The organism is Staphylococcus pseudoxylosus (genome assembly GCF_003697915.1).
GTDB classification, from domain to species: domain Bacteria; phylum Bacillota; class Bacilli; order Staphylococcales; family Staphylococcaceae; genus Staphylococcus; species Staphylococcus pseudoxylosus.
Genome location: NZ_RCVN01000007.1, coordinates 138,905 through 165,637, shown reverse-complemented (window position 1 = coordinate 165,637; position 26,733 = coordinate 138,905). Strand labels below are relative to the sequence as shown.

25 protein-coding genes are annotated in these 26,733 nt (G+C 33.3%); 16 read left to right on the top strand and 9 right to left on the bottom strand.

The features are described from left to right. Position 1 precedes the first annotated feature (1 nt). The 6 genes from D9V42_RS08075 (at position 2) to add (ending at position 4,988) form a co-directional block, all read left to right on the top strand. Positions 2–613: an NAD(P)-binding protein gene (locus D9V42_RS08075; RefSeq protein WP_107554665.1), complete on the top strand. Its 612-nt coding sequence runs from the start codon at positions 2–4 to the stop codon at positions 611–613. Between the two features lie 20 nt (positions 614–633). Next, positions 634–1,545, top strand: coding sequence for a sulfite exporter TauE/SafE family protein (locus D9V42_RS08070; protein WP_107554666.1), 912 nt, complete (start codon positions 634–636; stop codon positions 1,543–1,545). A 16-nt stretch (positions 1,546–1,561) separates the two neighbouring features. After that, positions 1,562–2,740, top strand: coding sequence for a sulfate adenylyltransferase (gene sat, locus D9V42_RS08065; RefSeq protein ID WP_107554667.1), 1,179 nt, complete (start codon positions 1,562–1,564; stop codon positions 2,738–2,740). Positions 2,741–2,758: 18 nt separating this feature from the next. Then, positions 2,759–3,358 carry an adenylyl-sulfate kinase gene (gene cysC / locus D9V42_RS08060; protein ID WP_107530317.1) on the top strand — a complete coding sequence of 200 codons (600 nt, stop codon included), beginning with the start codon at positions 2,759–2,761 and terminating at the stop codon, positions 3,356–3,358. Between the two features lie 126 nt (positions 3,359–3,484). Beyond that, positions 3,485–3,685, top strand: coding sequence for a hypothetical protein (locus D9V42_RS08055; protein WP_122064339.1), 201 nt, complete (start codon positions 3,485–3,487; stop codon positions 3,683–3,685). Positions 3,686–4,007: 322 nt separating this feature from the next. Beyond that, on the top strand, positions 4,008–4,988 hold the full coding sequence (gene add / locus D9V42_RS08050) for an adenosine deaminase (protein WP_122064375.1): 981 nt from the start codon (positions 4,008–4,010) through the stop codon (positions 4,986–4,988). 151 nt (positions 4,989–5,139) lie between these two features. On the opposite strand, the gene D9V42_RS08045 is transcribed toward add, so the two are convergent. Beyond that, positions 5,140–5,748 carry a class I SAM-dependent methyltransferase gene (locus D9V42_RS08045; RefSeq protein ID WP_122064337.1) on the bottom strand — a complete coding sequence of 203 codons (609 nt, stop codon included), beginning with the start codon at positions 5,746–5,748 and terminating at the stop codon, positions 5,140–5,142. Between the two features lie 324 nt (positions 5,749–6,072). On the opposite strand from D9V42_RS08045, the gene D9V42_RS08040 reads away from it, so the two are divergent. Then, the gene (locus tag D9V42_RS08040; RefSeq protein WP_107554670.1) at positions 6,073–7,257 is read left to right on the top strand and encodes an FtsW/RodA/SpoVE family cell cycle protein; all 1,185 of its coding nucleotides are present in this window, start codon (positions 6,073–6,075) and stop codon (positions 7,255–7,257) included. After that, complete coding sequence (locus D9V42_RS08035) at positions 7,254–7,835, top strand: phosphatase PAP2 family protein (protein ID WP_122064335.1); 582 nt, start codon at positions 7,254–7,256, stop codon at positions 7,833–7,835. The genes D9V42_RS08040 and D9V42_RS08035 overlap by 4 nt, the downstream gene beginning before the upstream one ends. A gap of 138 nt (positions 7,836–7,973) precedes the next feature. On the opposite strand, the gene D9V42_RS08030 is transcribed toward D9V42_RS08035, so the two are convergent. Then, positions 7,974–8,759: a VLRF1 family aeRF1-type release factor gene (locus D9V42_RS08030; RefSeq protein WP_107554672.1), complete on the bottom strand. Its 786-nt coding sequence runs from the start codon at positions 8,757–8,759 to the stop codon at positions 7,974–7,976. A gap of 192 nt (positions 8,760–8,951) precedes the next feature. Between D9V42_RS08030 and glcP the strand changes: the two genes are divergently transcribed. The 3 genes from glcP to D9V42_RS08015 all read left to right on the top strand — a co-directional run bounded on the left by glcP (position 8,952) and on the right by D9V42_RS08015 (position 12,909). Beyond that, positions 8,952–10,310: a glucose transporter GlcP gene (glcP, locus tag D9V42_RS08025; protein WP_122064333.1), complete on the top strand. Its 1,359-nt coding sequence runs from the start codon at positions 8,952–8,954 to the stop codon at positions 10,308–10,310. A 110-nt stretch (positions 10,311–10,420) separates the two neighbouring features. Beyond that, the gene (locus tag D9V42_RS08020) at positions 10,421–11,317 is read left to right on the top strand and encodes an ABC transporter ATP-binding protein (protein WP_122064331.1); all 897 of its coding nucleotides are present in this window, start codon (positions 10,421–10,423) and stop codon (positions 11,315–11,317) included. Between the two features lie 2 nt (positions 11,318–11,319). Next, a complete protein-coding gene (locus D9V42_RS08015) occupies positions 11,320–12,909 on the top strand; it encodes an ABC transporter permease (RefSeq protein WP_122064329.1) in 1,590 nt (529 codons plus the stop codon). A gap of 254 nt (positions 12,910–13,163) precedes the next feature. Here D9V42_RS08015 and D9V42_RS08010 read toward each other — a convergent pair whose 3' ends face one another. The 3 genes from D9V42_RS08010 to D9V42_RS08000 all read right to left on the bottom strand — a co-directional run bounded on the left by D9V42_RS08010 (position 13,164) and on the right by D9V42_RS08000 (position 14,670). Further along, on the bottom strand, positions 13,164–13,523 hold the full coding sequence (locus tag D9V42_RS08010; RefSeq protein WP_107554676.1) for a DUF1304 domain-containing protein: 360 nt from the start codon (positions 13,521–13,523) through the stop codon (positions 13,164–13,166). A 230-nt stretch (positions 13,524–13,753) separates the two neighbouring features. Continuing rightward, complete coding sequence (locus tag D9V42_RS08005) at positions 13,754–14,179, bottom strand: MaoC family dehydratase (RefSeq protein ID WP_122064327.1); 426 nt, start codon at positions 14,177–14,179, stop codon at positions 13,754–13,756. 113 nt (positions 14,180–14,292) lie between these two features. Further along, the gene (locus tag D9V42_RS08000; protein ID WP_122064325.1) at positions 14,293–14,670 is read right to left on the bottom strand and encodes a winged helix-turn-helix transcriptional regulator; all 378 of its coding nucleotides are present in this window, start codon (positions 14,668–14,670) and stop codon (positions 14,293–14,295) included. 120 nt (positions 14,671–14,790) lie between these two features. Between D9V42_RS08000 and D9V42_RS07995 the strand changes: the two genes are divergently transcribed. Together D9V42_RS07995 and D9V42_RS07990 are read left to right on the top strand one after the other, a co-directional pair. Next, the gene (locus D9V42_RS07995; protein ID WP_122064323.1) at positions 14,791–15,972 is read left to right on the top strand and encodes an MFS transporter; all 1,182 of its coding nucleotides are present in this window, start codon (positions 14,791–14,793) and stop codon (positions 15,970–15,972) included. A 190-nt stretch (positions 15,973–16,162) separates the two neighbouring features. Further along, positions 16,163–17,359, top strand: a complete 1,197-nt coding sequence (locus D9V42_RS07990; protein WP_107554680.1) for an amidohydrolase — start codon at positions 16,163–16,165, stop codon at positions 17,357–17,359. 169 nt (positions 17,360–17,528) lie between these two features. On the opposite strand, the gene D9V42_RS07985 is transcribed toward D9V42_RS07990, so the two are convergent. Next, entirely contained in the window at positions 17,529–18,950 is a 1,422-nt protein-coding gene (locus tag D9V42_RS07985) for an MDR family MFS transporter (protein WP_107554681.1), read from the bottom strand. A 522-nt stretch (positions 18,951–19,472) separates the two neighbouring features. On the opposite strand from D9V42_RS07985, the gene mbcS reads away from it, so the two are divergent. Further along, the gene (mbcS, locus tag D9V42_RS07980) at positions 19,473–21,044 is read left to right on the top strand and encodes an acyl-CoA synthetase MbcS (protein WP_122064321.1); all 1,572 of its coding nucleotides are present in this window, start codon (positions 19,473–19,475) and stop codon (positions 21,042–21,044) included. 90 nt (positions 21,045–21,134) lie between these two features. Here the strand turns inward: mbcS and D9V42_RS07975 are convergent, their stop codons facing one another. Further along, the gene (locus tag D9V42_RS07975) at positions 21,135–21,746 is read right to left on the bottom strand and encodes a YIP1 family protein (RefSeq protein WP_107554683.1); all 612 of its coding nucleotides are present in this window, start codon (positions 21,744–21,746) and stop codon (positions 21,135–21,137) included. Positions 21,747–21,985: 239 nt separating this feature from the next. On the opposite strand from D9V42_RS07975, the gene D9V42_RS07970 reads away from it, so the two are divergent. Next, positions 21,986–22,459, top strand: coding sequence for a DUF805 domain-containing protein (locus D9V42_RS07970; RefSeq protein WP_122064319.1), 474 nt, complete (start codon positions 21,986–21,988; stop codon positions 22,457–22,459). A 383-nt stretch (positions 22,460–22,842) separates the two neighbouring features. Here D9V42_RS07970 and D9V42_RS07965 read toward each other — a convergent pair whose 3' ends face one another. Together D9V42_RS07965 and D9V42_RS07960 are read right to left on the bottom strand one after the other, a co-directional pair. Then, positions 22,843–24,270 carry an aldehyde dehydrogenase family protein gene (locus D9V42_RS07965; protein ID WP_122064317.1) on the bottom strand — a complete coding sequence of 476 codons (1,428 nt, stop codon included), beginning with the start codon at positions 24,268–24,270 and terminating at the stop codon, positions 22,843–22,845. Positions 24,271–24,435: 165 nt separating this feature from the next. Beyond that, positions 24,436–24,963, bottom strand: a complete 528-nt coding sequence (locus tag D9V42_RS07960; protein WP_107554685.1) for a TetR/AcrR family transcriptional regulator — start codon at positions 24,961–24,963, stop codon at positions 24,436–24,438. A 172-nt stretch (positions 24,964–25,135) separates the two neighbouring features. Here D9V42_RS07960 and D9V42_RS07955 point away from each other — a divergent pair, with 172 nt between their 5' ends. Further along, complete coding sequence (locus D9V42_RS07955; protein ID WP_122064315.1) at positions 25,136–26,629, top strand: CoA transferase; 1,494 nt, start codon at positions 25,136–25,138, stop codon at positions 26,627–26,629. The last annotated feature ends 104 nt before the right edge of the window (positions 26,630–26,733 follow it).

Genomic DNA, 26,733 nt, shown 5'->3' with positions numbered 1-26,733 from the left:
TATGCCATTTATACCACTTATGATAGATATTTCTCAAAAGCAAATTGTTGTCGTTGGTGGTGGCAAAGTTGCTGAACGTAGAGTTAGTACTTTAGTACATTATGCAACAGACATTCACATCATTAGCCCTACGATTTCCGAGCATTTACGCCATATGGTTGACCAAGATGGTATACATTGGCATGCAAAATCATTCGAAGCAAAAGATATAAAACAGGCAGATTTAATCATTGCTGCAACCAATAGTAGCGAAGTTAACCAACAAATTCTAGCTTCAAAACCTCAGCATGCATTTATCAATATGGCATCCGTTGCTGAGGAAGGTGACATTGTATTTCCAAGTATATTGCGTCGAGGAAAGTTGACACTGAGTATTTCTACCAATGGCGCTAGCCCTAAGTTGACAGCACAAATTTTATCGGAATTCAAAGAACGTTTTGATAGTAGTTATGAAGACTATGTGGATTTTTTATATGAATGTAGACAACAGATTAAGCAAACACAATTGTCTATAAGCCAAAAAGAAGATTTTTTGAAAATGGTTTTAACTCAGCCATATAGAGAGAAAAATAAGCAACTTGAAATGATAAAAAGGCTTGAATCAATGAAGTAGAGTCGGAAGGAGTATGATGCATGAATAAACTATTTATATTTGCACTTGCAGGTTTTCTTGCACAATTAATTGATGGCTCACTTGGAATGGGTTTTGGCGCATCTTCGTCATCTATACTATTAACGTTTGGTGTAGCGCCAGCTATCGTTTCTGCGACTATACATTTTTCAGAAATTGCGACAACAGCTGCTTCAGGTACATCACATTGGAAGTTTGATAATGTACACAAGCCAACGATGATTAAATTAGCGCTTCCAGGTGCTATTTCAGCTTTTATAGGTGCAGCATTTTTGAGCCATATTCACAGTGAATTTATCAAACCATTTATCGCGATATTTTTATTAACAATGGGCTTTTATATTTTATATCAGTTTTTATATAAACGAAATAAGCACGAAATTAAAGAACCTTCAAGCATTGGTAAATATTCAATGATTCCACAAGGTGCAGTTGCAGGTTTTTTAGATTCTGTTGGTGGCGGTGGCTGGGGACCAGTTAATACGCCATTGCTATTAGCTCAGAAAAAATTAGAGCCAAGGTATGCAATAGGTACTGTTTCGGCAAGTGAATTTTTTGTAACTGTTTCAGCTTCTATTAGTTTTATTATCTTTTTAGGGTGGAGCCAAATTAACTGGGGATTAGTAATTGCATTAAGTATTGGTGGCTTGATAGCAGCACCATTTGCAGCTTATTTAGTTAAGATTTTACCTATGAATATTTTAGCTATTTGTGTCAGTGGATTAATAATTTTTACAAATAGTAGTTCTTTATTAAGTGTATTTGAAGTTAGTCCAACATTTTCAATCTCTGTAAAAATAGCGTTAATCGTTATTTGGATTGGTTTATTATTCTTCACTCTATATCAAAATAAGAAATTACCATTTATATTCACTAAAAATAATGCCAAAGTCAACGCGCATGAAGTAGATTAAAAAAGGAGTTTTACAATTGCCATTAACTAAAGAAATTAAAGAAAATACAATTCAACCACATGGTGGAACATTGATTAATAGAGAAGCAGATACAATTTTAAAAGAGGAGTTACTAACAGTAGTAGATTCGTTACCGGCTATTACATTAAACCCATGGAGTTTATCAGATTTAGAACTTATTGGTATCGGTGGTTTTAGTCCGTTAACAGGATTTATGAATAAAGCTGACTATACTGAGGTAGTAGAGAACTTACATTTGAGTAATGGTTTAGTATGGAGTATCCCAATCACTTTACCAGTGACTGAGGATAAAGCTAATGAACTTGAAATAGGTTCACGTATTGCTTTATATGGCGAAGACACTCATTTATATGGCGTTCTTGAACTAGAAGAGAAGTATACTTATGACAAAGAGAAAGAAGCGCAATTTGTATACGGAACAACAGATGTAGAACATCCAGGTGTAGCAAAAGTCTATGAAAAAGGTAGCGTATATTTAGCTGGACCGATTCATTTATTAGATAGACCCAAACATGACGACTTTGTAGATTATCATTTAGATCCAGCTGAAACGAGACAACTATTCTACGATTTGAATTGGAAGACAATTGTTGGTTTCCAAACGCGTAATCCAGTACACCGTGCACATGAATATATTCAAAAAGCCGCATTAGAGTCGGTTGATGGACTTCTATTAAATCCATTAGTAGGAGAAACGAAATCAGATGATATCCCAGCCGAAGTACGAATGGAAAGTTACGAAGTTATTCTTAAAAATTATTACCCAGAAAATAGAACACGCTTAGTTATATACCCAGCAGCAATGCGTTATGCTGGCCCAAGAGAAGCCATATTGCATGCGACAGTGCGTAAAAATTATGGCTGTACTCACTTTATTGTTGGTCGTGATCATGCAGGTGTGGGTGATTATTATGGTACATATGAAGCCCAAGAATTAATTGCACAATATGAAGCAGAGTTGGGAATACAAATTTTGAAATTTGAGCATGCTTTCTACTGTAAATCTTGTGAAAACATGGCAACAGCGAAGACATGTCCGCATGATGCTTCTTCACACTTACATCTAAGTGGTACAAAAGTTCGAGAAAAATTAAAAAACGGTGAATCATTACCTAAAGAGTTCTCAAGACCTGAAGTAGCGGCAGTACTTATTAAAGGGTTACAAGAAAAATAACTTTAAAGGAGCTTAATTATGACTACTTCAAAAAATATTACTTGGCATGCATCAGAAGTAACTAAGGAAGAAAGACAACAGCGTAAAAACCATAAAAGTGCAGTTATTTGGTTTACTGGATTATCAGGTTCAGGAAAATCTACAATTTCTGTAGCATTGGAAAAAGCTTTATATGATCAACAAGTTCACACGTATCGTTTAGATGGAGATAACGTGAGACATGGACTTAATAAAAATCTTGGATTTAGCCCAGACGATCGTACGGAAAATATTCGTCGTATTGGTGAAGTGAGTAAACTGATGGTCGACGCTGGATTAGTAACAGTGACGGCATTTATTTCACCTTATCAAGCAGATAGAGACGTTGTTCGTGAACTATTAGCAGAAGATGAATTTATAGAAGTTTATACTTCATGTAGCCTGGATGAATGTGAAGCAAGAGACCCTAAAGGGTTATATCAAAAAGCACGCAACGGTGAGATTCAAGGGTTTACAGGTATAAACGCACCGTATGAAGAACCACAAAATCCAGAAATTGTCATAGATACAGAGCAATATAGTGTGGAAGATGCAGTTACTCAAATCATCGATTATTTAAAAACACATCAATATATTTAATTTGTAAGGACACAAGTTTAAGTCTTACAAGTTAAGCCAAACATAACCGTGTGAGCGCAGTAGTTTAGTAACACAATAATAGTTTTATCATAAGACTTATGTATAACTTTAAAAGGGGAAGATGGGATGGCCATATTAAATATCGTTGCTTACACTTTAATTACAGTCTTTATTTTAGATATTGTTATAGGTATCTTGCTTGTTAATAAAGGACAAAGTAGAAAACATTTCATGACCGAATTGAAAATGATCGTAATCTTACTTTGTGTATGCTTTTTAGGTTTAGGCATTTCATTAGTTACTATAGGTTATTTAGGAGGCAAATAGTAACGCTCACGTTTTATATGTTATACACATAAGGGGTTTAATGCAATTTAGTTTTGATCAATCACAATACTGTCGACTTAGTCTGAAGACTTGTTGACAGTTTTTTTATTGAATTACTCTGTTTAATAGTGTGATGATATTTATTTGATATCGCGTTGTATTGTGTGATTTTATTCAAAATACATTTTCCTTTATTATATGCGTTTATAGTATTGTGTTTAACGTCGTGATATAGTATATAGATAAAATTTTTAAAAAATCTTTTTGTTTCCGTATTAAAAATTAATGGTGACATTTGAGAGGTAAGGCAGGTCAGTCAGATATGAATAAAATGCTACAAGATATCCCAAAAGTTGAATTACATTGCCATTTAGATGGTTCTACTAGTGTTGAATTAATTAGACAATTAGCGATGGAGCAAGGCATAAAGTTAAATGAAGCGCGTCTATTTGTGAGTAGTAATTGTGAGAGTTTAGATGAATACTTGCAATGTTTTGATGAAATATTAAAAGTTTTACAGACACAAGATGCTTTAAGAAGAGCGGTTGTCGATGTTGCACAACAGGCACAACGCGATAATGTGAAATACATTGAAATTCGATTTGCGCCGCGATTTCATATGGATTTAGGATTAACGTTAACTGAAGTGATAGAAGCGGTTGAAGCTGGCGTACAAGAGGCTATTCATACATTAGACATTCAAGTTAACTTATTAGTTTGTGCAATGCGACAACATGAGTCAGAAGTTAATAAAGCACTTTTCGATTTTATTCAAAAATATGATAGTAAAGTCATCAATGGTATTGATTTCGCCGGCCCTGAGGCAGATTTCCCTCCTAAAGATATAGCAGCACCTATTCAATATGCCTTAGATCAAGGTTTCAATCTCACATTGCATGCAGGCGAGTGTGGTTGTATGCAAAATGTGGTAGAGTCTATCAAATTAGGGGCAAAGCGCATTGGTCATGGCGTTGCTATCAATCAAGATGAAGCAGCCTTACAGTTTGTAAAAGCACAGAATGTACTATTAGAAATGTGTCCTAAAAGTAATATTCAGACAAAAGCAATTGCAGATTTAAAAGAATTAAATATTCCTTATTTGCTAGACCAAGAGATTCCATTTCTTATAAATACTGACAATCGAACGGTTACTCAAACTTCCTTGAATGAAGAGTATGAATTGTTAGTAGATAACCAAATGATTACGTTAGAGCAAATTGAATACATTAATCAACGTGCGATTAACTATACTTTCTTATCAGATATAGAAAAAATGTCATTAAAAGCAAGGTTCCAGTCTTAAATAGACGAACAAACACTTGAATAATGGCCAAGGTACTTGATACTACTGATGATAGGAGCAAAGACATCGGTATTGGTCGTCTTCTAACTAGATAATAAAAAAACGTGACACCAATTGGTGTCACGGAATCTCTCGTTATAAATATGAAAATCTATAGTTTGCGACCTGTAGCTATAAATAAGCTTGCATCTTGCTTCATAAATATTTTCTGACCACTGTAAAAAGTATTAATCTGTGGGTTTGTCAGGCCTAATTCGTTAAAAGCATGGATGATATCTATTTGTTCAAAGCCATTATATACTTTTGGATGATAAATATTTTCATTTTTATCAAAATCAACAAGTATCATCATGCCTTCACTATTTAGGTGATTATAAAGCTTCTGTAATAATAATTGATAGTTACCACTGTGTAGTAAGACTAAAGATAATACAATAACATCATAATTTTTGTGGTTGAGTATTGTATCGTCTAAAAGTACATCGCCCACCAAGGTTTTAATGGAAGTTTGATTTAAATATGATACCTTGTGTTCAAATATATCTACCATATGTGGAGAAGCATCTATGAGCGTAACTGCTTCAAAATAATCTGCGATATTTAATGTTACAAGGCCAGTGCCACCACCATAGTCTAGCAAAGTTTGGTAGTTTGTATCTTTAATTTGTTGCGTTATTGCTTGAGTAATAACATGAGCGAGGTGTATTCTTTCAGGGTCATCGTATTTTTGTGCAATTTGGTCAAAACGATCTTTGTTCAAATAAAAGCTCCTTCATTTATAAGTAGGTTTGAAATATGCTTCTACTTATAAGGTTATTATAGATACTTTAAGTCTTTGATTGATTTTAGCATAGCGCTTTATATTTTTCAATTTCTTTTACTTGGTGATATGGAGGGGTGTTAAAGCAATATCGATAGGATGTGTATATGTGTAAATATTCCGATTATAGATAAATATATAATAATTGAATAAAAGTTAAATACTTAAATATTAAGAATTCAAATTAGATAAGGCTAAAGTATGATTGAGCTAATATTAAATTTGTGTTTTACTATATTCTGACAGTCATAATGAGGTGCAGACATGAAACGATTTTTAACTTACATACGTAAACATATCAAGGAATTAGATTATATTTTAATTATAAGTTTTTTGCTACTAGGCATTTTAGGCGTAATAATGGTTTACAGTGCCAGTATGGTGCCAGCTTCTAAAGGTTCTCTTACAGGTGGTGTACCTATTGAAAGTAATCATTTTATGAAAAGGCAATTTCTCTTTGTAGTAATTGGATTTTTAGTCATTATTTTCATCGGCGCTTTTATCAATATTAATGTATTAAAAAAGAGCAATATACAAAAGCTTATAATTATAGGTACTTTATGTTTATTACTCATTACAGTACTGATTGGGAAAGAAATCAACGGTTCGAGAAACTGGATTAACTTAGGACTGTTCAGTTTACAATCTTCGGAATTTTTAAAGTTAGCTTCAATTTTTTATCTATCATACATAATTAACCGGCGTATTTCGAGTTCTCGAGATTATCATTTAAAACATATGATTCCTCCATTAGGTGTGCTAGGTGTTGGTTTATTACTTGTGTTGATGCAAGGGGACCTAGGTGGCACATTGCTAACAGTCGCTATAATTGCTTCTATACTTATTTATTCAGATATAAAAAATAAAATTAAACTTCAAATTATGATGATTACGATGGTTCCCATTGTTTTTTATATTATTTATACATTGATATTTGATTCTAAAAACTTATATAGATTAAAAAGAATCAAGGTTATGTTAGATCCATTTAAATATGAAAGTGGAGACGGTTACCAATTAACTGGGGCACTGACCTCTATAGGAAATGGTGGTTTAACGGGCAGAGGCTTAGGTAATGGTATCGCCAAACTAGGATATTTACCAGAACCACATACAGATTTTATATTTACTGTGATAGCAGAAGAATTGGGTTTAATTGGTGTATTATGCACATTAATGGTTTATGGCGTTATTTTGTTTAAAGGGCTCATTTATGCAAATAAAGCAAAAAACCAATTTTATAAGTTAATTTGTGTAGGTGTTGTAAGTTATTTATTTATGCAAGTATTTATCAATCTTGCAGGTGTATCAGGCCTTATTCCATTAACAGGGGTAACATTACCGTTATTAAGTTACGGTGGTTCATCGATGTTAAGTATAAGTATTGCATTTGGTGCGTTGCTTGCAGTAGCTAGAAATATTAATAAGGAAAGGAAGGCTATGAAATGAAAAATTACGTAAATATGATTTTAGTTAGCATATGTTTTATGCTCTTAGTTTTATGTATACATACAGGTTTAACGAATGGCTTAGATGCTTTTGTTTATCATTGGTTACATGAATTAATAACTGCCGATATACTAGTTCATTATTTGTCTTTTATTTCTGCGATATTTTCTCCTCTGAATTGTTTGATTATGGTGCTGTTCATCCTGCTTGTATTATTTTTCTTTAATAAAGTTAAATTTTGGTGGTATGGTTTTTGGTGTTTTAGTGTATTTGCGATAGGCACATTTCTAAAGTATGTGATTCAACGCCCAAGACCGAGTATAGATATAGATGGTTATAGTTTTCCAAGTATGCATGTTTTAAGTGTTTGTTTATTAGTAAGTCTCATCTTATTATTAAAAAACAGCAAAATATTATCGGTAATCTGTGTACTATTAGTCATTTCTATTATGATTTCTAGAATCTATTTACAAGCACACTATTTTACAGATACATTGGGTAGCTTGCTTGTTTTATATATTATGCTTCAATCAATATATATCGGTAGAGAGCCGAAAGCTGTAAAAACGAATAATTGAGAAATCGTATTGTAAGTTTTAAAAATTATAACGTAAGCGGATCATAGAAATTAATTAAATTTAAAATATATCAGTAACATAATGGGGCAAATATAAAAATCATCTTAACACTGTGATTTTTATATTGCCCCATTTTTATTATGTTTCATTAACTTTATTTATAATTTCAGTAGCGTTTAAATTTAAGATGTTGCTGGTAATCACTTTATCAATATTTCTATTAAATAAAGAACGTAGTTTTTCTATTTCTTCTTTTTCTCCTGCTAAATAAATTTGTTTCCATTCATTTCTTTTAGCATTTATTTCCACAGTAGAAGCTAAGTTTTTGAGCCAACGTTCTTGGTTCGCTTTGACTCTTTCTTTAAACTCGTCTCTTTTTGAGCCGCCTTGCGTAAAGTCATCACCTTGTGGCCCTTGGTGTTCACGCCAATCATCTGTGTCTAAATCTAAAATAAAGTCTTTTTCTTTAACGATAGTACCTATTTCTGTTTCAATTAAACGTGCCTTATCTTGTTGTAAAACTAAAATACCAGTATAAGGATAGTTTCCTTGTAATGATTTCAATTGATCTAATTTAGGTTGATCCCCCCAATTAAACTCAGTATCTAAGGATATATGAGTTAATTTTTTAAATAATAATGATTCATCTGCAGTTAAAAATAGAATGAGACCTCTTTTTAACTCAGGTTCTACACTTTGAATTTCTGTTTCAACCTTTTTAATGACTTCTTTAGCTTGATTTTTTTCCTCATGGTCATCACTGTGTTTTGTTCTATAAGCTAAATCTTTTAGTGCATTTTTTAATTCGATTTTCCATTTTGTGCCTTGGTCAGGATGTGTATTTAAATAAATTGAAAATACTTTTTGGTTCTCTGTTGTACCATCATATTTTTCTAAGTTATTAATTTCTTCTTTTAAAAGCATTACACTTCACCCCTTAAAATCATAATATATTATTTAATTTCCTAAATTATAAGTTTTAAACTTATTGATATATCGTATATATAATAATAAGAGTTTCAAAAATAATAGTTGTGAATATAATAATTCGGAAATATTTGTAACGCTTACATATTAAGAATATAATAGACATAATTTTAAAGGGGTTGGTACAAATTGAAAGCAAATAAGAGTTTAATATTTATTTTAGGTGCACTTGGTGGTTTATTATACGGTTATGATAATGGTGTTATTTCAGGAGCGTTGCTCTTTATAAATGACGATATTCCATTAAACAGTTTTACAGAAGGTCTTGTAGTTTCATCCATGCTTATAGGTGCAATCATCGGTTCTGGTGGGAGTGGACCTTTATCGGATAGAATCGGAAGAAGACGTTTAGTATTAATCATTGCAATTATTTATATTGTCGGATCATTGATATTAGCGGTTGCGCAAAATATGCCAACGCTTGTGTTTGGACGTCTTATTATTGGTCTGGCTGTAGGTGGCTCAATGGCAACGGTGCCTGTCTATTTATCAGAAATGGCTCCAACAGCTTATCGTGGTTCGCTTGGCTCATTGAATCAATTAATGATTACAATTGGAATTTTAGCAGCGTATCTCGTTAATTATGCTTTTGCCGATATAGAAGGATGGCGTTGGATGCTAGGTTTAGCAATAGTACCATCTGTTATCTTATTAATTGGTATAGCATTTATGCCTGAGAGTCCAAGATGGTTATTGGAACACAGGAATGAAAGGGCTGCAAGAGATGTTATGAGAATTACATTTAATGATGATAATGAGATTAATACAGAAATTAAAGAGATGAAAGAACTATCAGCAATTTCAGAATCAACTTGGACTATTTTAAAATCTCCTTGGTTAAGACCGACATTAATCATTGGGTGTATTTTTGCATTATTTCAACAAATCATAGGTATTAATGCGATTATATTTTATGCACCTACTATTTTTAGTAAAGCAGGATTAGGTGAAGCAACTTCTATTTTAGGAACGGTAGGAATTGGGACGATCAATGTACTTGTAACGATTGTAGCGGTGTTTATAGCGGATAAAGTTGATCGTAAGAAGTTGTTGATAACCGGGAATATCGGGATGGTAGCTTCATTACTTATTATGGCAATCTTAATATGGACCATTGGTATCGCATCATCAGCAGGTATTATTATCGTGTGTTTATCACTATTTATTGTATTCTTTGGTTTAACTTGGGGGCCTATCCTTTGGGTTATGTTGCCAGAAATGTTCCCGATGCGTGCGCGTGGTGCAGCTACTGGTTTAGCAACGCTTGTATTAAATTTCGGTACATTACTTGTTGCGCAACTATTTCCAGTGTTAAATCATGCACTAAGTACAGAATGGGTATTCTTGATTTTTGCAGTTATTGGTATATTTGCAATGTACTTTGTAATAAAATATTTGCCAGAAACGCGAGGACGGAGTTTAGAAGAAATTGAATATGATTTAAGAGACCGGACATCTGGAAACGACACAATAAAATACAAGGGTTAGAATAAACATATACACAATTATTCGTCGTTATAAGACATACTTTGATAAAATAATCACTTTCAAACAGACTTAATTTAATGAATAGAAAATTAATAAAAATGGGTGATACGATGGTTATTCTAAAAATTGAGAATTTAACAAAAAAATTTGGTGATTTCTATGCATTAAATGGTGTGAATATGGAATTAAACGCAGGGGAGATTTACGGTTTTATCGGTCCAAATGGTGCAGGAAAATCTACTACGATCAAGTCTATATTAGGCTTGTTGAAACCAACACAAGGCTTAATTGAAGTGTTTGGGAAAGATGCGATGACTGAAGCTGTTGAGGTTCACAAAGATATTGCATTTGTACCAGGAGATGTTAATCTATGGCCAAACTTGACTGGTGGTGAAATTATAGATTTCTTTTTACATTTACATCCTAATGCTAACCATGAAAAGAAAAAGGATTTGATTAAACGTTTCGAGTTAGACATTACCAAAAAATGTAGCGCTTATTCAACGGGTAATCGTCAAAAAGTAGCCTTGATTACTGCTTTTAGTATAGATGCAAGTTTGTATATATTAGATGAGCCTACTTCAGGTCTAGATCCACTTATGGAAGACGTATTCCAAGAATGTGTAAGAACTGTTAAAAGGGACAACAAAAGTGTATTGCTTTCTAGTCATATTTTAAGTGAAGTAGAAAAATTGTGTGATCGTGTGGGGATTATTCGCAATGGTGAGGTTGTGGAGACGGGAACATTAGAAGAAATGAGGCATTTAACACGCATGCAGTTTATCGTCGAGTCACAACAAAAATTAGAAAATTTATCACAAGTGCATGGTGTTCATAACATTCAGCAAGATTATTCAACATATCGCTTTGAAGTAGATGCAAATTGTGTATCAGATGTAATTAAATACTTAGGGAAATATGATGTTAAGAAATTAGAATCTATGCCACCAACGTTAGAAGCATTATTCAAACGTCATTATGATAACCATAGTGAAGAGGAGGAATAATTATGGGGGCATCATTATTCCAAACGCCGAAACTTTTTTATTTTTATTTAAAGCGTAATAAATTCAAAATTTTTCTATGGCTTACACTTTTAACTATTTTAACATTACTTATCCCGCCAGCTTTTGAAAACATGTATCCTAATGAATCGAAGATGGGGCCAATAATAGAAATGTCGAAGAACCCTGCAATGGAAGTTATGCTAGGGCCAGGAGATTTCAACGATGTTAATATTGGTGTATTGTTTGCGCATGAAATGACTTTGTTTACGGGTATTATGGTAGCTATTATGAACATTCTCATTGTAGCTAGAGATACACGTGGGGATGAAGCGGATGGTAGGACAGAAATTTTAAAAGCATTACCAATAGGGAAACATGCACCATTAATTAGTCATTTATTGCTGAGTATATTTAGCAATGGTCTGTTAGCTATTTTATTTGTGGTAGGACTTACATGTTTAAATACCAATTCTATAGTTTTTTCAGGTGCCTTAGTTTATGGCTTTAGTATGGGCGTCTTCGGTTTAATGTTTAGTGCACTAACGATGGTTATCTCACAACTTGTATCATCGGGTGGAGAAACGGCGAGTATGAGTATTGCCATTTTGTTATTGATGTATTTAGTTAGGGCTTTTGGTGATATAGCCAATGAACAAATATCAATGTACTCACCTATGGGGTGGTTGTCTAGAGTCTATGCTTTTTCAGAAAATAACTGGTGGCCAATTTTTACCATGCTCGTTGTGACTGTTTTAATGTATGTTATCGCATTAGCATTAAATCATATTAGAGATATAAACGCTAAGATGCTACCACAATTACCAAGTAGAAAGCGTGCAACGTGGTACATGAAATCGCCACTAGGCTTACAAATAAAATTACAAAAAGCGGGTTTTTGCTATTTTGCTATCGGATTATTCGTACTCGGACTTTCCTATGGGTCTATCTTTGGCGATTTAGATCGTTTTTTCAAAGATAATCCATTATTACAATCAATGCTTTCCAATAAAGGTAATAATTATGTTGAACAATTTTTGCCACAATTGATGTTAGTTATGAGCTTAATCAGTACAATACCATCATTGATGTCACTGTTTAAAATTAAAAAGAGTATTGATATGGGTTATGCGATGCTTGTATTAGCAAACACAGTATCACGAATCAATTTTTTATCTAGTTTCTTGATTTTAAGTATTATTAACGCTATAGTTATGATTTCTTTAGCTGCTCTAGGTTTATATGTAGGGCAAGTTTATGCATTAGAAAACGCAATTGATTTTGGAACGATTATGCAATCAGCAATGGTCTTTATCCCAGCAATATTGGTTTTTGTAGGACTTGGTACTTTGGTTATTGGTTGGGGTATTAAGTTTACAAATGTAGTATATCTTTATTTAGCTTACACCTTTGTAGTAAATTACTTAGGCGTGTTATTAAATGTAAAAGCATGGATGAAAGATATTACACCGTTTAATCATATTCCGAATATACCAGTAGATGATTTTAAATTATTACCACTGGTGATATTAACTATTATTGCAATAATGATGTGTATCATAGGCATTATCGGTTTTAAACAACGAGATTTATAGTGCTCAGTTGTAAACAATCAGTAAAAAATTAAAAGGCGAGTATATGACATCAACATTAATTATTGGTGTTATATACTCGCCTTTATTTGTCTTCTAGTTTGTTTGAAGCAAGTTGAATTGAGAAGTTTCAAGAATTATGGTAATAGTTTTTGTATTGTGCGAATCAATTTAACATGTCTTGCTGTTGATTTCGGATTGTATTTTTTATTGTTTTTAGCTACATGTTGTAACGATATGTTCATGGATGCTAGATATTAAAATAACAATGAAATTAAGGCTAGGATTGGTAAGCCGCCTTGTTTCAATAAAATAGATTTTTGACTTGTTACGGCACCATATATCGCAACGATAATCATGTACACTAATATACAAGCAACTAACTCTTTAGCATTGTTTGAAAAGAATAAAGCATATAGTAAGAATACGCCTAAAAGGCCATTGTAAACGCCTTGGTTTTTCAGAAGTGTTTTTAAATTATCTTGTTGTAGCGCTTGTTTAGTCATTTTAAATAAATTGCTCGTTTTGTCAGAAGTTGTTGCAAAAGTCTGCAAGGCCATGATATAGAAAAACTCTGCGGCAACTAATAAAACTAAAATCATTGATATGATACTCATACAAATAGCTCCTTTAGTAAATAATTAATTTTTACATCTTTATGATTATATAGAAATAGCAATGAAAAATAAATATAAATTATGATTAATTTTTATATGAACGTACATGAATGAAATGTGTAGTCTTTAAAAGATCATGTATAGGCATGAAGTAGCATCATTATTATTTAGCCTTTTGGATATGTTACAGCTAAGTATATGATTAGTAAGATATCAATGCCTCAATAGCATTAACGTCTTATCAATGCTGTCAATTCTCCTTCAAACACTTTATCTTCGTTTTGGTTAAATGTCGATAATAATACTGTGAGTAAACCTTGGTCGTGTTTCGTGGCTTGTTTTTTCAATACTTTTATTTTTGTGTAAAGTTCATCTTCAGGATATACGGGCTTGATAAATTTAATATGATTCATATGTGTACCTGCGATTACATCTTCACCATACTTACCTGCTTCGATCCATAATTTGAATGAAATGGACAATGTGTGTATACCTGAGGCAATGATGCCATTGAATCTACCTTGTGCAGCTTTTTCTTTATCCAAATGCATATATTGTGGGTCGAATTCTTGGGCAAAGTTGATAATATCTTGCTCACTTATCTTATGAGGAGGTGTAGTAAATACATCATCTATTTCAAATTCATCCAGTTTCATAATTTTTAAATACTCCTCTACTGTAGTAATTCATCATTAATTGGTCCAAAATGCTTAAGTGCTATCCTTAGAAATTTGTTTGAAGCGCTTGAAGCCCGAGTTTAATCGTTTGATTAGGCATTTGGAATATTAATAAAGTCTTGTTGGTTCAATGTGACAGGTTCACCTTGTTCATACATTTTTTCTACGTGAAATTCTCCCCAATAACATAAAGAAGATAAAATATTACCAAGTGTTCGACCATATTCAGAAAGTTCGTATTCAACTTTCGGCGGAACTTGGTCGTAAACGATACGATTGATAATGCCGTCTTTCTCTAATTCACGTAATTGCTGGGTTAACATTTTTTGAGTAATAGTTGGTATCGCTCGTTTTAATGCAGAAGTTCGCATTAAGCCATTATTTTGTAAGTGACATAGTATGACAGGCTTCCATTTACCACCAATGACGTCAATTGTAGCTTCAACGCCTATATTGTATGTTTTACTCATATGATTTCCTCCTTATAGGTACTAAAAGGTACCTATATTACTTTAAAGTGCGTACTTCCTCTTCTTGCATGTGTGATATATAGTAACACAATCAACAAAATTAAGGAGAGAAAATAACTTATGAAGAAAAATAAATTTGCTATTTTGGCTTTAGCGATGTCAGCTTTTGCAATTGGTATGACGGAGTTTATTAGTGTTGGTTTATTACCGTTAATTAAAGATTCATTTAATACAACTATTTCTTTGGCTGGTTTAACTGTTTCGTTATATGCAGTAGGTGTAACGATTGGTGCGCCATTACTTACTCCATTAACTAATAGAATGAAACGCAAGCATTTGCTTATAGGTATTATGTTAATATTTATTATCGCAAATGCACTCGCTGCTTTTGCTACAACTTTGAGTATGTTGTTGGCTATGCGTATACTGTCTGCATTAATGCATGGCGTATTTATGTCTATAGCGACTGCTATCGCCAGTGATTTAGTAACACCTGACAAACGTTCAAGCGCTATTGCAATGATGTTTACGGGATTGACTGTTGCAACGATTACCGGTGTGCCTCTAGGAACATGGATTGGCCAACAATTTGGTTGGGAAGCTTCATTTATTACAATTGCGCTAATTGGTTTGATCAGTTTAATCGTTAATGTATTTACTGTTCCTAAAGATCTTAATGAATATGAACAAGCTTCAATGTTAGAACAATTAACTGTATTTAAAAATAAATCTTTGATGATGATTTATTTAATTACAGCATTAGGTTATGGTGGAACATTTGTCGTATACACTTATTTGACGACCATGCTTACAGATGTATTAAATTATAGTGATGACGCCGTTGTAGTTTTATTAGTTGTCTATGGCGTAATGGTTGCAATCGGGAATACACTAGGCGGTAAATTAACAAATAATCAGCCCACTAAAGTGCTGATAGGTATATTTTTAGTACAAGCACTAGTCTTATTACTTGTAGGTATAACCGTTACGCATCATGTATTAGGCACATTAATCGTATTACTTATGGGTTTATTTGCTTTTATGAATGTACCAGGACTACAACTGATTGTAGTACTTTTTGCTGAACGTAGAAACAAAGCGACAACGAATTTCGCATCAAGTTTAAACATTGCTTCGTTTAATATTGGGATCACATTAGGATCTGTTATTGGTGGGTTTGTACTAAATCATTTCGGTATTACAATGACACCATATTTTGGCTTTGGAATGGTAATCATTGCTAGTGTTATGATGTATATCATTCATAAAAAAGAAACGACAGTAGAACTTAAAGTTTCTTAAGGAATTAAAATAAGTTAATAAAATGTGAAATGAAAATATGTTTGTTTTGGTAATTAATTTCACTAAATTCGATTGAAAATAACTAGAAATTTTATAAAATGTTATTTTATGTTTGAATTAATACGCTTTGGAATTTAAACTTATTAATGCGTGATATGTTTTAAAATTCAATCGAAAGAAGTGAATGTTCATGAATGTGAAAGAAAAATTATTTGAGAAGTTAGAACAGAAGGAAGCTGACATGGTTCAGCATCGTCGTTATTTGCATCAGCACCCTGAGTTGTCTTTCCAAGAAAATGCTACAGCAGAGTATATCAAAGCTTTTTATAAGGATAAAGATGTAGTAGTCACGCAACCGGTGGCTGAGAGTAATGCAATTATTGTAGAAATCAAAGGCCAACACCCTGGTAATACGATAGGTTTGCGTGCAGATTTTGATGCGTTACCTATACATGAAGAAGCGGACGTCCCTTTTAAATCAAAGAACGAAGGTGTAATGCATGCTTGTGGTCATGATGCGCATACGGCTTATTTACTAGGTTTAGCGGACGCACTAATTGATATCAAAGATGAACTGCCAGGCACAATTAAAATTATCCATCAACATGCGGAAGAAATGCCTCCAGGTGGCGCACAGCAAATTATGGCATCAGGTGCGTTAAGTGATTTAGATGAGGTATATGGTATTCATGTTGTGCCAGTCGCTGGTCCAGAAGTAATTGGTTATAATACAGGCAATGCTTTTGCTGGAAGCTCAACGTTCACATTAACAATTAAAGGATTAGGTGGACATGCTGCAAGCCCGCATAAGACACACGATGCCTTAGTAGCGGGAACAAACTTTGTAAATACGCTCCAAACAATTGTGTCTAGACGTATTGATCCTTCGGAGATGGGTGTTGTTACTGTTGGTTCTTTCGATGCACCAGGTGGCGCTAATGTCATTCAAGATAAAGTGACGATTAAAGGTACTGCACGTTATCTTAATGATGATTTAGAACAATTTATGTATGAAGAAATTGAGAAAGTCGCAAAAAGTGTCGCAGTAGGATTCGATATTACGTATGACTTAGATTATCAATTTGGTTATCCAGTCTTATACAACCATCCTGATCAAACACAAGCGGTAACAGACATTTTATCAACAAGCCAGGGAGACTATTTTAAACATTTAGTTGAAATTCCTGCAGTTTCAGGTTCAGAAGACTTTGCTTATTATTTAAAAGAAATACCAGGGACATTTTTCATTGTAGGTTGTAAGCCAGAACATATAGAAGACCCTTATATGAATCATCATCCTAAGTTTGAAGTTAATGAAAATGCACTCTTGGTATCTGCAAAATCATTAGGTGAGATTGCGATTAATAGATTATCTGCTAAGGCTTAATAAAGTAAATACCCGCAACGCATGCTAATGCGTTATGCTGATTATGTATTGCGTTGTAATTTTCTATCATTTTGCAAAATAAAACACTTTCAAAAAGTTCAATGTGCAGTGAACTTTTCGAAAGTGTTATTTTTTATCATTTTTTATCCATGTTTTAAATTATTAGATCTTATAACGTTCTACGAGCTGGTTTACTATCATCGGAAAGTTTAGCTGATAAGATCAACGCAACTACTGAAATACCAGTTGCAACCATAAATGTCACGTTTACACCATGGATGATACCTTCAACGCCATCACTTGGATTAGCTGATACAGACATTAATGTGATAAATAAAGCTGTACCAATGGCACCTGCCATTTGTCTGAAAGTATTGTTCATTGCAGTACCATGCGCAATGAGATGATTTGGTAACTGATTAATGGCTAACGTGGTCATAGGCATCATTACCATTGCGATAGAAATCATTCGTAAGGCGTTAGATATTGCAAGGTAAGTAAAACTAGTATGCGCTGTTAGTACAGTAAACGGTACGGATGACGCTACTAATACGAGTAACCCGATACGTGCTAACCACGTTCCACCGAATTTATCGAATAAATAGCCTGTAAGTGGGTTCATAAGGCCCATGACTACTGCACCTGGTAGTAAGACAAGACCAGATTCTAGCGCAGAGAACTGTAACATATTTTGCATATAGAGCGGCAATATAATGTTTGTAGCAATTAATACACCGAATACAAACATACTTAATACTGTACCTAACGTATAGACATTGTAACTAAACACTCTAAATTCAAGCATAGGTTCTTTTAGCTTCAATTGACGACGAATGAATACAACCAATGAAACAATACCTACGATTAATGGAGCTATGAATTGCACGCTGCTCCAACCTGCTTCACCTACAGAACTGAAACTATATAATAGTCCACCAAATCCTAATGTAGATAGAATTACTGATGGTGTATCTAATTTTGGATGTGAAGTTTCGGTCACATTTTTCAATAGGAAAATTGACGCAATAATAATAATAACTGCGATAGGGAATACAACATAGAAGACACTTCTCCATGATAGATGTTCTACTAATACACCTGATAACGTTGGCCCTATAGCTGGCGCAAATGCAATTACGAGACCAAAAAGTCCCATTGCAGTACCACGTTTTTCTTTAGGAAAAGTTAAAAATAGAATTGTTTGCATCAATGGCATCATAATACCAGCACCTGCTGCTTGTAAGACGCGTCCGATAAGTAGCATTGAAAAGTCTGAGCCTACTGCACAGAGTAAGGTACCTGCGGCAAAGATGCTCATGGCAGTTAAGAATAATTGCCTCGATGTATATCTTTCAATTAAAAATGCTGTTACTGGAATCATTATCCCATTTATAAGCATAAATATAGACTGTAACCATTGTACAGTGCTTTCAGTTACTTGGAGGTCTTTCATAATTGGCGGTAATGCCGTACCAAGTAACGTTTGGTTCAAAATCGTAATAAATGCCCCAGATAGTAGCACAATAAATAAGGGGATTCTTTTTTCAACATGGAAAGTATCATTTGAACTCAATCGTATCACTTCTTTCATTAAAAATTACACAGTTTTATATTATATCACTAAGCACAAGTTAAAGCTAAATGTTGAACTGTGAAAAATAAATTTCATCAATAAAACTTATGAAAATAGAAAATTATAGTAGAATATTTGGAAGTGAACATAAATATAATGCACTGAAATAAGCATCATTTTCGAGGTTACGACAGATATTTGTGTTCTAACCTCGTTTTCGATAACATTTTACAACTGTATGCTAGAAATACTACATGAGATATATCCTAAATGTCAAAGTTATTTCAGAATTAGCTATATTTTAAAAATCAAGTACTTCGCAAATTTGATTAGGCTTTAAGTATAATTAGTAGCATATTATAATAGGAAAGTATTGATATGATTAAAGTCATAATTGTATCTTTTTAGATAAAGAAGGATTAGAATTATGGTGTTATTGAGTAATAGGGTTACTTTGTATTAACGAAAGTATAATCTATGGTTGGTGTTTACATACGTAAATACGATAATTATAGATTTAGAATTAAAGGAGAGTTAATAATGAATAAAAAAGATTTAGTCGCTCCAGATACGTATAATATCGTTAGCGAAATAGAAAAATATACAGCTGATGAAAATAAAAAAGCTATTATTTTTGAAAATGCTGAGGGCGAAACATATTCAATCACATATGACCAATTGGTAAAAAATGCTAACCAAGTCGGTAATATGTTTTTAAAACATGGCTTACAAAAAGGTGACAAAGTACTTGTAATGATGCCACGTTCTATTGAAACGTATGAAATTTACATAGCTGCTTTGAAATTGGGCATTGTCGTTATTCCAAGTTCTGAAATGTTACGTACAAAAGATTTACAATATAGAATTTCACACGGAGAGGTCAAAGCTATCGTAGTAACTGCTGAGCGCATTGATGAATTTAAAGCAGTCAAAGAATACAACACATTAACAAAATTTATTGTTGGTGGAGCGTATGATGATTGGTATACGGTCGATTCAGAATCAGCCAAAGAAGCAGATCAATTACAAATTGTCGACACATCTAAAGATGATGTTGCCTTATTATCATACACGTCTGGTACCACAGGTAATCCGAAAGCTGTCGTACATTCACATGGATGGGGTTATGCGCATATGCAAATGGCGCCTAAACATTGGTTGAGTATCAAAGAAGACGATATTGCATGGGCTACTGCAGCACCTGGTTGGCAAAAATGGGTATGGAGTCCATTTTTATCAATTATGGGGTCAGGAGCAACGGCATTTGTTTATAACGGCAAATTTAACGCTGAAAAATACTTAGAATTACTCCAAAATTATAAAATTAATGTCCTTTGTTGTACGCCTACTGAATATCGTTTAATGGCAAAACTACCTAACCTAACAGACTATAATTTAGAATACTTGCATAGCGCAGTTTCTGCAGGTGAACCTTTAAATAGAGAAGTTGTAGAAAAATTCCAAACTAATTTTAACCTTACAGTTAGAGATGGTTATGGACAAACGGAGAGTACTTTATTAATTGGTTTCTTAAAAGATACAGAAAGTCGTCCAGGATCTATGGGTAAAGCAATTCCTGGTAGTCATGTTACTGTCATTAATGATGACGGTGAACGAGCAGAAATAGGTGAAGTGGGCAATATAGCAGTGCCGTTAGACTTACCGGCGTTATTCAAAGGTTATTATAAAGATCCTGAACGCACTGCTGAGCCTAGAGTAGGTGATTATTATATCACAGGTGATTTAGCCAAATTAGATGCGGATGGTTATTTCTGGTTTGAAGGACGTAAAGATGACATTATCATTAGTTCTGGGTATACAATTGGACCTTTTGAAGTAGAAGACTCCCTTACAAAACATGAATTTGTAAAAGAATGTGCTGTAGTTGCTAGCCCACATGAAATCAGAGGGAATATCGTTAAAGCCTTTGTTATCTTGCAAGAGGGTATATCTGCAACGGATGATACAGTCAAAACACTTCAAGATTATGTAAAACAAGACGTCGCGCCATACAAATATCCACGTGATATTGAGTTTGTAGAAGACTTACCTAAAACAAACTCAGGTAAGATTAGACGTATTGAATTAAGAGAAGCAGAAAAGCATAAGTAATTCAGTTATTGAATAAAATATAAAAGTTAGGCACGGTTATTCAGTTGAATAACCGTGCCTAACTGATTTTAAAAGATATTGATTCAATAATTATTGAAATGAAGCACCAATTAATGCAAAGCCGATCAAGATCACTAAATAGGCAATTGACCAAATAAGTGCTGATTTTTTAGAAAAACGATTTGTAGCTAAGAGCATTACGCCAAATACATAAGCGCCAATAAGTGTTTGTAAGTTGAATGCACCAAGAAAGCTGTTGCCTTTATCAAAGATATTGAGACTTGTTATGACATAGTCCGTTGGTGACAAGCCTGCAATCCATTGGATAACAATTACGATAAGTCCAATTACACTAGTGATAACTGTATAGCTTAATGTAGCTGAAAAAATAGATTTAGCACTAGCATCAGATTTCATAATTTTTGAAATTAATAAGAAAATAACGAATGTAATACCGATGCCGATGATGCCGCCAACAATGCCACTAATGATTCCGGTGATTTGTCCTATAGCTTTCGTTTGTTCAAGCTGTTGTCCGCTTAAACCAGTATCTTTAAACAAGGTATCATAGTCAATTAAACTACTACTAACTATGGTAGATAGTACCACAACGACTATAGCGATAAGTAGTTTTAATGCCCATTTAGGATTAGCTCGTAAATTTGAAAAATGTTGAGCTAACGGTAATTTAGATGTTTCCATATGTATATTGCCTCCTAAGTGTATCTTTTTAAAAAGCATAACACGTGCTACAATATATTAAAACAACTTAATAAAAATTAATCAAATACAAATAAAAATTTTAATCATAATGTAAAATTAGTTTTTTGTTAACATTTTATCGTTAAGTTTTAATTGCTAATTTATGATATTTCGTATGTTTATTATTGTGGGTAGTCTTTCAACATATTGAGTTAAAAAATACAAAGGGGTGCAAATTGATGTTATATTACTATAAGTTATTTTGGATTAACGCCTTAAATGTTACAGGAAGATCACGAAGAAAAGAGTATTGGTATCCTATGTTAATGAATATGCTGCTTTACACTGTGATGAGTTTGTTTTTATATATCGTACCAATTCCAACCATAATAGAGGAAATAGTTGGTTGGGTCATATATATATTAGTCATAATTGCTATGTTCACTGTCACAGTTAGAAGGTTTCATGATGTAGGTATGACGATGTTAATTCCTATTTTGTTTTTTTTAATTACTTTTTTAGAAGATATAAATAGATGGATAGACACAGATATTACGACCATGGATAATCCTGTGGTGGGTATTGTATTAGTTATAGTTGGGGTTATTTATCTGGTTATTGCAATTGTTGCATTAGTTGTTTGTTGTTCAAAAGGGCAAAAAGAAGATAACCAATACGGTCCGAACCCTAAAAGAACGGTCCATAAAAAATAAGCACTCACTCTTTTTCTATAAATAAAGATTTTATAGCTATTGATGATGATATAATTAAGTCAATTTGGAAGCTTTGAACAAGGGCGTGAAGGTAATGTGTAATCAAAGAAAAAGAAAGTTAAGTAGAGAGAGTAAAGAAAGTATATTTACTATAATACTAGATATATTGATTAATATAATTGGCGGGATAGTAAAAGTGATTAAAAATATTGTGACTTTGTATGGTGTGAAAATAATTGTAATAGTATATAAAATATAAGAACCCCAAAAGTTGAATTATAAGTTCAGCTTTTGGGGTTTATTACATTTAAATGGAAGTATATTTAATTAGTGCTTCATTATTAATATTAATCAGTTGGTTATCGTACAGTTGTTACTTTTATTTATTGAAAGAAGCCAGAAATTGATTTAACTTCTAAGAATTCTTCAATACCATAGTCTCCCCATTCTCTACCGATACCAGATTGTTTATAACCACCAAATGGCATATCAGCGCTTCTTGGGTATTCATTAATTTCAATAACGCCTGCTTCAAATGCAGTAGCTACTTTTTGTAAAGTATCCATATCTGAACCATACACATATGCAGCTAAACCATATTTTGTATCATTTGCAATTTTGATTGCTTCATCAACATCGCTGTAAGTGATAATAGACATGACTGGTCCAAATATTTCTTCTTGAGCGATAGTCATATGATTATCTACATTTGAGAAAATAGTTGGTTTAATGAAGTAGCCTGTTTCTAGTCCTTCAGGTTTACCTTCTCCACCTAATTCAATTGTTGCGCCTTCTTGTGCACCAATTTTAATAAATTCTTGGATTTGGTTAAATTGTTTACTGTTAATGACTGGTCCCATCTCTACTGTTGCATCCTGTGGGTCGCCAACTTTGATTGCACTCATTTTTTCTTTTACTTTTTCAATAAATTGATCTTTGATTGATTCTGGAACAAGCGTTCTTGAGCCAGCAATACAAACTTGTCCTGAATTGCCAACTACTTTATGAACTGCTGCATCTGCAGCTTTGTCTAAATCAGCATCTTCTAAGATGACATAAGGTGATTTACCACCTAATTCAAGTGATACTTTTTTAAAATCTTTACTTGCTTTTTCCATGATTTTACTACCAGTATTACCAGAGCCAGTGAAAGATACCATTCTAATTTTTTCATTTTCAGAGATTGGGTTACCTACACCAAGACCATCGCCATTTACCAAGTTGAAGACGCCTTTTGGCACGCCTACTTTATCAAAAATTTCTGCTAAGATAATTGCAGCAAATGGTGTTTCTTCTGATGGTTTTAAGACTACACTACTACCTGCTGCAAATGCACCTGCTAATTTCAAGGCAGTTTGATTTGTAGGGAAGTTCCAAGGTGTAATTAATCCTGCTACACCGATTGCTTCTTTTATAACGATATTATTGCCTCTACGCTCTCTAAAATTAAAGTTATCTAAAGCATCTCTTGCTGCTTTAAAATGTGATAATCCCATTTCGTAGTGGACATTTTCAGATGCTGTAACTGGTGTACCAAGCTCTAAAGTCATCGCTTTGATTAAATCTTCTTTACGATTTTCGTATTCTTTGACGATATCGTTAAGTAAGTTTTGACGGTATTCTACTGAAGTATTACGGAATTCTAAATAAACGCTATCTGCAGCGTTAACTGCATCTTCAACGTCTTGAGCATTACCTTTAGCAATTTTACCAAAAGCTTCTTCTGTTGCTGGATTGATAACATCCATTGTTTCGTTGCTGTGACTCTCTACCCATTCACCGTTGATATATTGTTTGGTTTGATTGAACATATTTACACTCCTCTTAGTCTTTTATATTCATAGTCCAGTTCTTGTGAAGTGAATTTCAAACTGACATTAGGTGATAATACTACCGTTTTAATCGGGTTTCAATATTTTTGCTTAAATATTTAGAAAATATTTTAACGTTATTATTATTTGAAATTTCAATAAATTTTACTTTTCTAAAACACTTATTGGACCATTTGAATTTATAAAAATCATGCTATGTGTTAAATCAATAGGTGACATTTCAAAATCAGAAAGTACCCACTCATAGATGATGCCAGTATAAGCTGAAGCGATATAAGTACATAAGAATTGATCATCAATTTCTAAATTGTGGTTATTAACAATAGTATTGCTTAAAAAGTTAATATAGTTTTCTTTAAAATAGTGATACATGTCTAAATTGAATCTAGTGTCATTCAGTATTAAAGTTTTGAATAAATAACGATGATGAATAATATAATGAAAAACTTGGTTTGCTAAGTACAATTGAGCATCTAAAATATTTTGATGCTTATTAAAGAAGACATAAGGATTACCAAATAATTCGTTGAGCGTTTGTGTTTTAATGTTGTTGTATAACATATCAATATTTTTATAGTATTTATAGAATGTGGCACGTGTGATATTAGCCTCGTTGCATATATCAGATACTGTCATGTCAGTTAAATCACGTTTTTCTAGTAATGATAGCATTGAAGTTGTAATGCTTTTTTTGGTTTTATTTCGCTTATTTGTATAAATAAAAAACACTCCTTAAAAATAAACAATTATAAATAAAGTGTATATTTTTGAACTTTCGCTTACTTTAATGAGTATAACGAAATAACTATAATGAAATAAAGCTATTGAGAAAGAAGGAAAAGAAATGCTAAATGAAGATTTAAAAACAGTGTTGCTACACAATTATCGGCATCGTATAAATAAAGACGATGATTTTGATATTAATTCTGAGTTAGAGAAATTATTGAATGATATTGGCTATTCAACTGCGGATGCTGGTGGGGAAGTTACATTCTATGGTAAGGATCCAATACAACCTAGTACACTAAGAATTGCTTCATTAGCAGGTATAGGCTTAGCCGCCAAATCCGTTGCGCTTGCTTCCTTATGGCAAAACAGGGGAGGTAACGGACAAGATATTTATGTAGATATAAGAAAGGCATTGAAACGTTTATCTCCTTTTTATGAAAGAAAATGGGAAACATTAAATGGCTTTCCTGCTAAACAGCAATATTTTCCAAATAATCCAACACGATTTAGTTTTTATCAAACAAAAGATAATCGATGGGTGATGCCATTAAATCCTTATCCAAGTTCACATAGACATACGCTTGAACTCATCAAAGCATTACCAAACAAACAGTCTGTCGCTCATGCGATTAAACAGTGGGACGCCAAAGATTTGGAAGAAGCTGCTGCAGAAAAAGGTGTCGTCATGCCTATGGTAAGAACATTGCCGGAATTTATGCAAGAAGAACAGTTTGAATATATCGCTAAAGAACCACTTGTTACGATAGAGAAAATTGGTGAGTCAGAACCCGAGAGTTTCAGTGAAAACCCTCAACAACCATTGGATGGCATCCGTGCGTTAGGCATGGGACATGTAATTGCTGGGGCTGGTTTAGGAAGAGGCTTAGCTTTACATGGCACAGATGTGTTAAATGTTTGGAGACCTTCTGAGCTAGAAGAGGAAACGTTATTATTAACTTCACATATCGGCATGAGATCAACCTATTTAGATATCGATCATTCAACTGAACATCAACAAAAATTTGATGACCTATTAAAATCAGCAGATATCTTTTTCATGAATAAAAGATATGGTTTCATGCAAGAGAGACATTTAACACCTTATGAACTTGCCGAAAAAAGACCCGGGATTATTCATTGTTCTGTTAGTTGTTATGGTGATCAAGGACCATGGTCAGATAGAAATGGTTTCGATCAAACTGCCGGAAGCGCTACAGGTGTTATGGCATTAGAGGGTACAGAAGACCAACCTAAGTTACCACCAATCGTGGTTGTGAATGACTATGTCATATCATGGTTGTTAGAAACAGGAGCAATTAAAGCGTTAGAAAGAAGAGCGAAAGAAGGCGGCAGTTATAGAGTTCAGGTTAATTTGAGTCGTGTTTCTCTCTATTTAATGTCATTAGGTATTTTTGAAAAAGCATATGTAAATGATGTTTTTAATACGACAGATACGCATGCAATTGTCGCTCCTGACCAATTTGAAGCTGAGACACCACTCGGACATTATATCGGTGTGACTGATCAAGTGACAATGTCAGAAACACCTGGCCATTACCATACTACGTTAATTCCTAGAGGATCTAGTAAACCAGAATGGTTATCGTAAGATTTAAAGTATAGATAATTTCTATGCGGTTGTAGTTAGTTTGATAACTAGGATTATGTTTAACAATGATATAACAACAAGAACAAAGCAGATGAAGTGTTCAT

Bases quoted from the DNA above. Each gene is read 5' to 3' on its own strand.
- D9V42_RS08075 (WP_107554665.1), top strand. From the start codon at position 2: ATGCCATTTATACCACTTATGATAGATATTTCTCAAAAGCAAATTGTT.
- D9V42_RS08070 (WP_107554666.1), top strand. From the start codon at position 634: ATGAATAAACTATTTATATTTGCACTTGCAGGTTTTCTTGCACAATTA.
- cysC (WP_107530317.1), top strand. From the start codon at position 2,759: ATGACTACTTCAAAAAATATTACTTGGCATGCATCAGAAGTAACTAAG.
- D9V42_RS08055 (WP_122064339.1), top strand. From the start codon at position 3,485: ATGGCCATATTAAATATCGTTGCTTACACTTTAATTACAGTCTTTATT.
- add (WP_122064375.1), top strand. From the start codon at position 4,008: ATGAATAAAATGCTACAAGATATCCCAAAAGTTGAATTACATTGCCAT.
- D9V42_RS08040 (WP_107554670.1), top strand. From the start codon at position 6,073: ATGAAACGATTTTTAACTTACATACGTAAACATATCAAGGAATTAGAT.
- D9V42_RS08035 (WP_122064335.1), top strand. From the start codon at position 7,254: ATGAAAAATTACGTAAATATGATTTTAGTTAGCATATGTTTTATGCTC.
- D9V42_RS08030 (WP_107554672.1), bottom strand. From the start codon at position 8,759: ATGCTTTTAAAAGAAGAAATTAATAACTTAGAAAAATATGATGGTACA.
- D9V42_RS08020 (WP_122064331.1), top strand. From the start codon at position 10,421: ATGGTTATTCTAAAAATTGAGAATTTAACAAAAAAATTTGGTGATTTC.
- D9V42_RS08015 (WP_122064329.1), top strand. From the start codon at position 11,320: ATGGGGGCATCATTATTCCAAACGCCGAAACTTTTTTATTTTTATTTA.
- D9V42_RS08010 (WP_107554676.1), bottom strand. From the start codon at position 13,523: ATGAGTATCATATCAATGATTTTAGTTTTATTAGTTGCCGCAGAGTTT.
- D9V42_RS08005 (WP_122064327.1), bottom strand. From the start codon at position 14,179: ATGAAACTGGATGAATTTGAAATAGATGATGTATTTACTACACCTCCT.
- D9V42_RS08000 (WP_122064325.1), bottom strand. From the start codon at position 14,670: ATGAGTAAAACATACAATATAGGCGTTGAAGCTACAATTGACGTCATT.
- D9V42_RS07995 (WP_122064323.1), top strand. From the start codon at position 14,791: ATGAAGAAAAATAAATTTGCTATTTTGGCTTTAGCGATGTCAGCTTTT.
- D9V42_RS07990 (WP_107554680.1), top strand. From the start codon at position 16,163: ATGAATGTGAAAGAAAAATTATTTGAGAAGTTAGAACAGAAGGAAGCT.
- D9V42_RS07985 (WP_107554681.1), bottom strand. From the start codon at position 18,950: ATGAAAGAAGTGATACGATTGAGTTCAAATGATACTTTCCATGTTGAA.
- mbcS (WP_122064321.1), top strand. From the start codon at position 19,473: ATGAATAAAAAAGATTTAGTCGCTCCAGATACGTATAATATCGTTAGC.
- D9V42_RS07975 (WP_107554683.1), bottom strand. From the start codon at position 21,746: ATGGAAACATCTAAATTACCGTTAGCTCAACATTTTTCAAATTTACGA.
- D9V42_RS07970 (WP_122064319.1), top strand. From the start codon at position 21,986: ATGTTATATTACTATAAGTTATTTTGGATTAACGCCTTAAATGTTACA.
- D9V42_RS07965 (WP_122064317.1), bottom strand. From the start codon at position 24,270: ATGTTCAATCAAACCAAACAATATATCAACGGTGAATGGGTAGAGAGT.
- D9V42_RS07960 (WP_107554685.1), bottom strand. From the start codon at position 24,963: ATGCTATCATTACTAGAAAAACGTGATTTAACTGACATGACAGTATCT.
- D9V42_RS07955 (WP_122064315.1), top strand. From the start codon at position 25,136: ATGCTAAATGAAGATTTAAAAACAGTGTTGCTACACAATTATCGGCAT.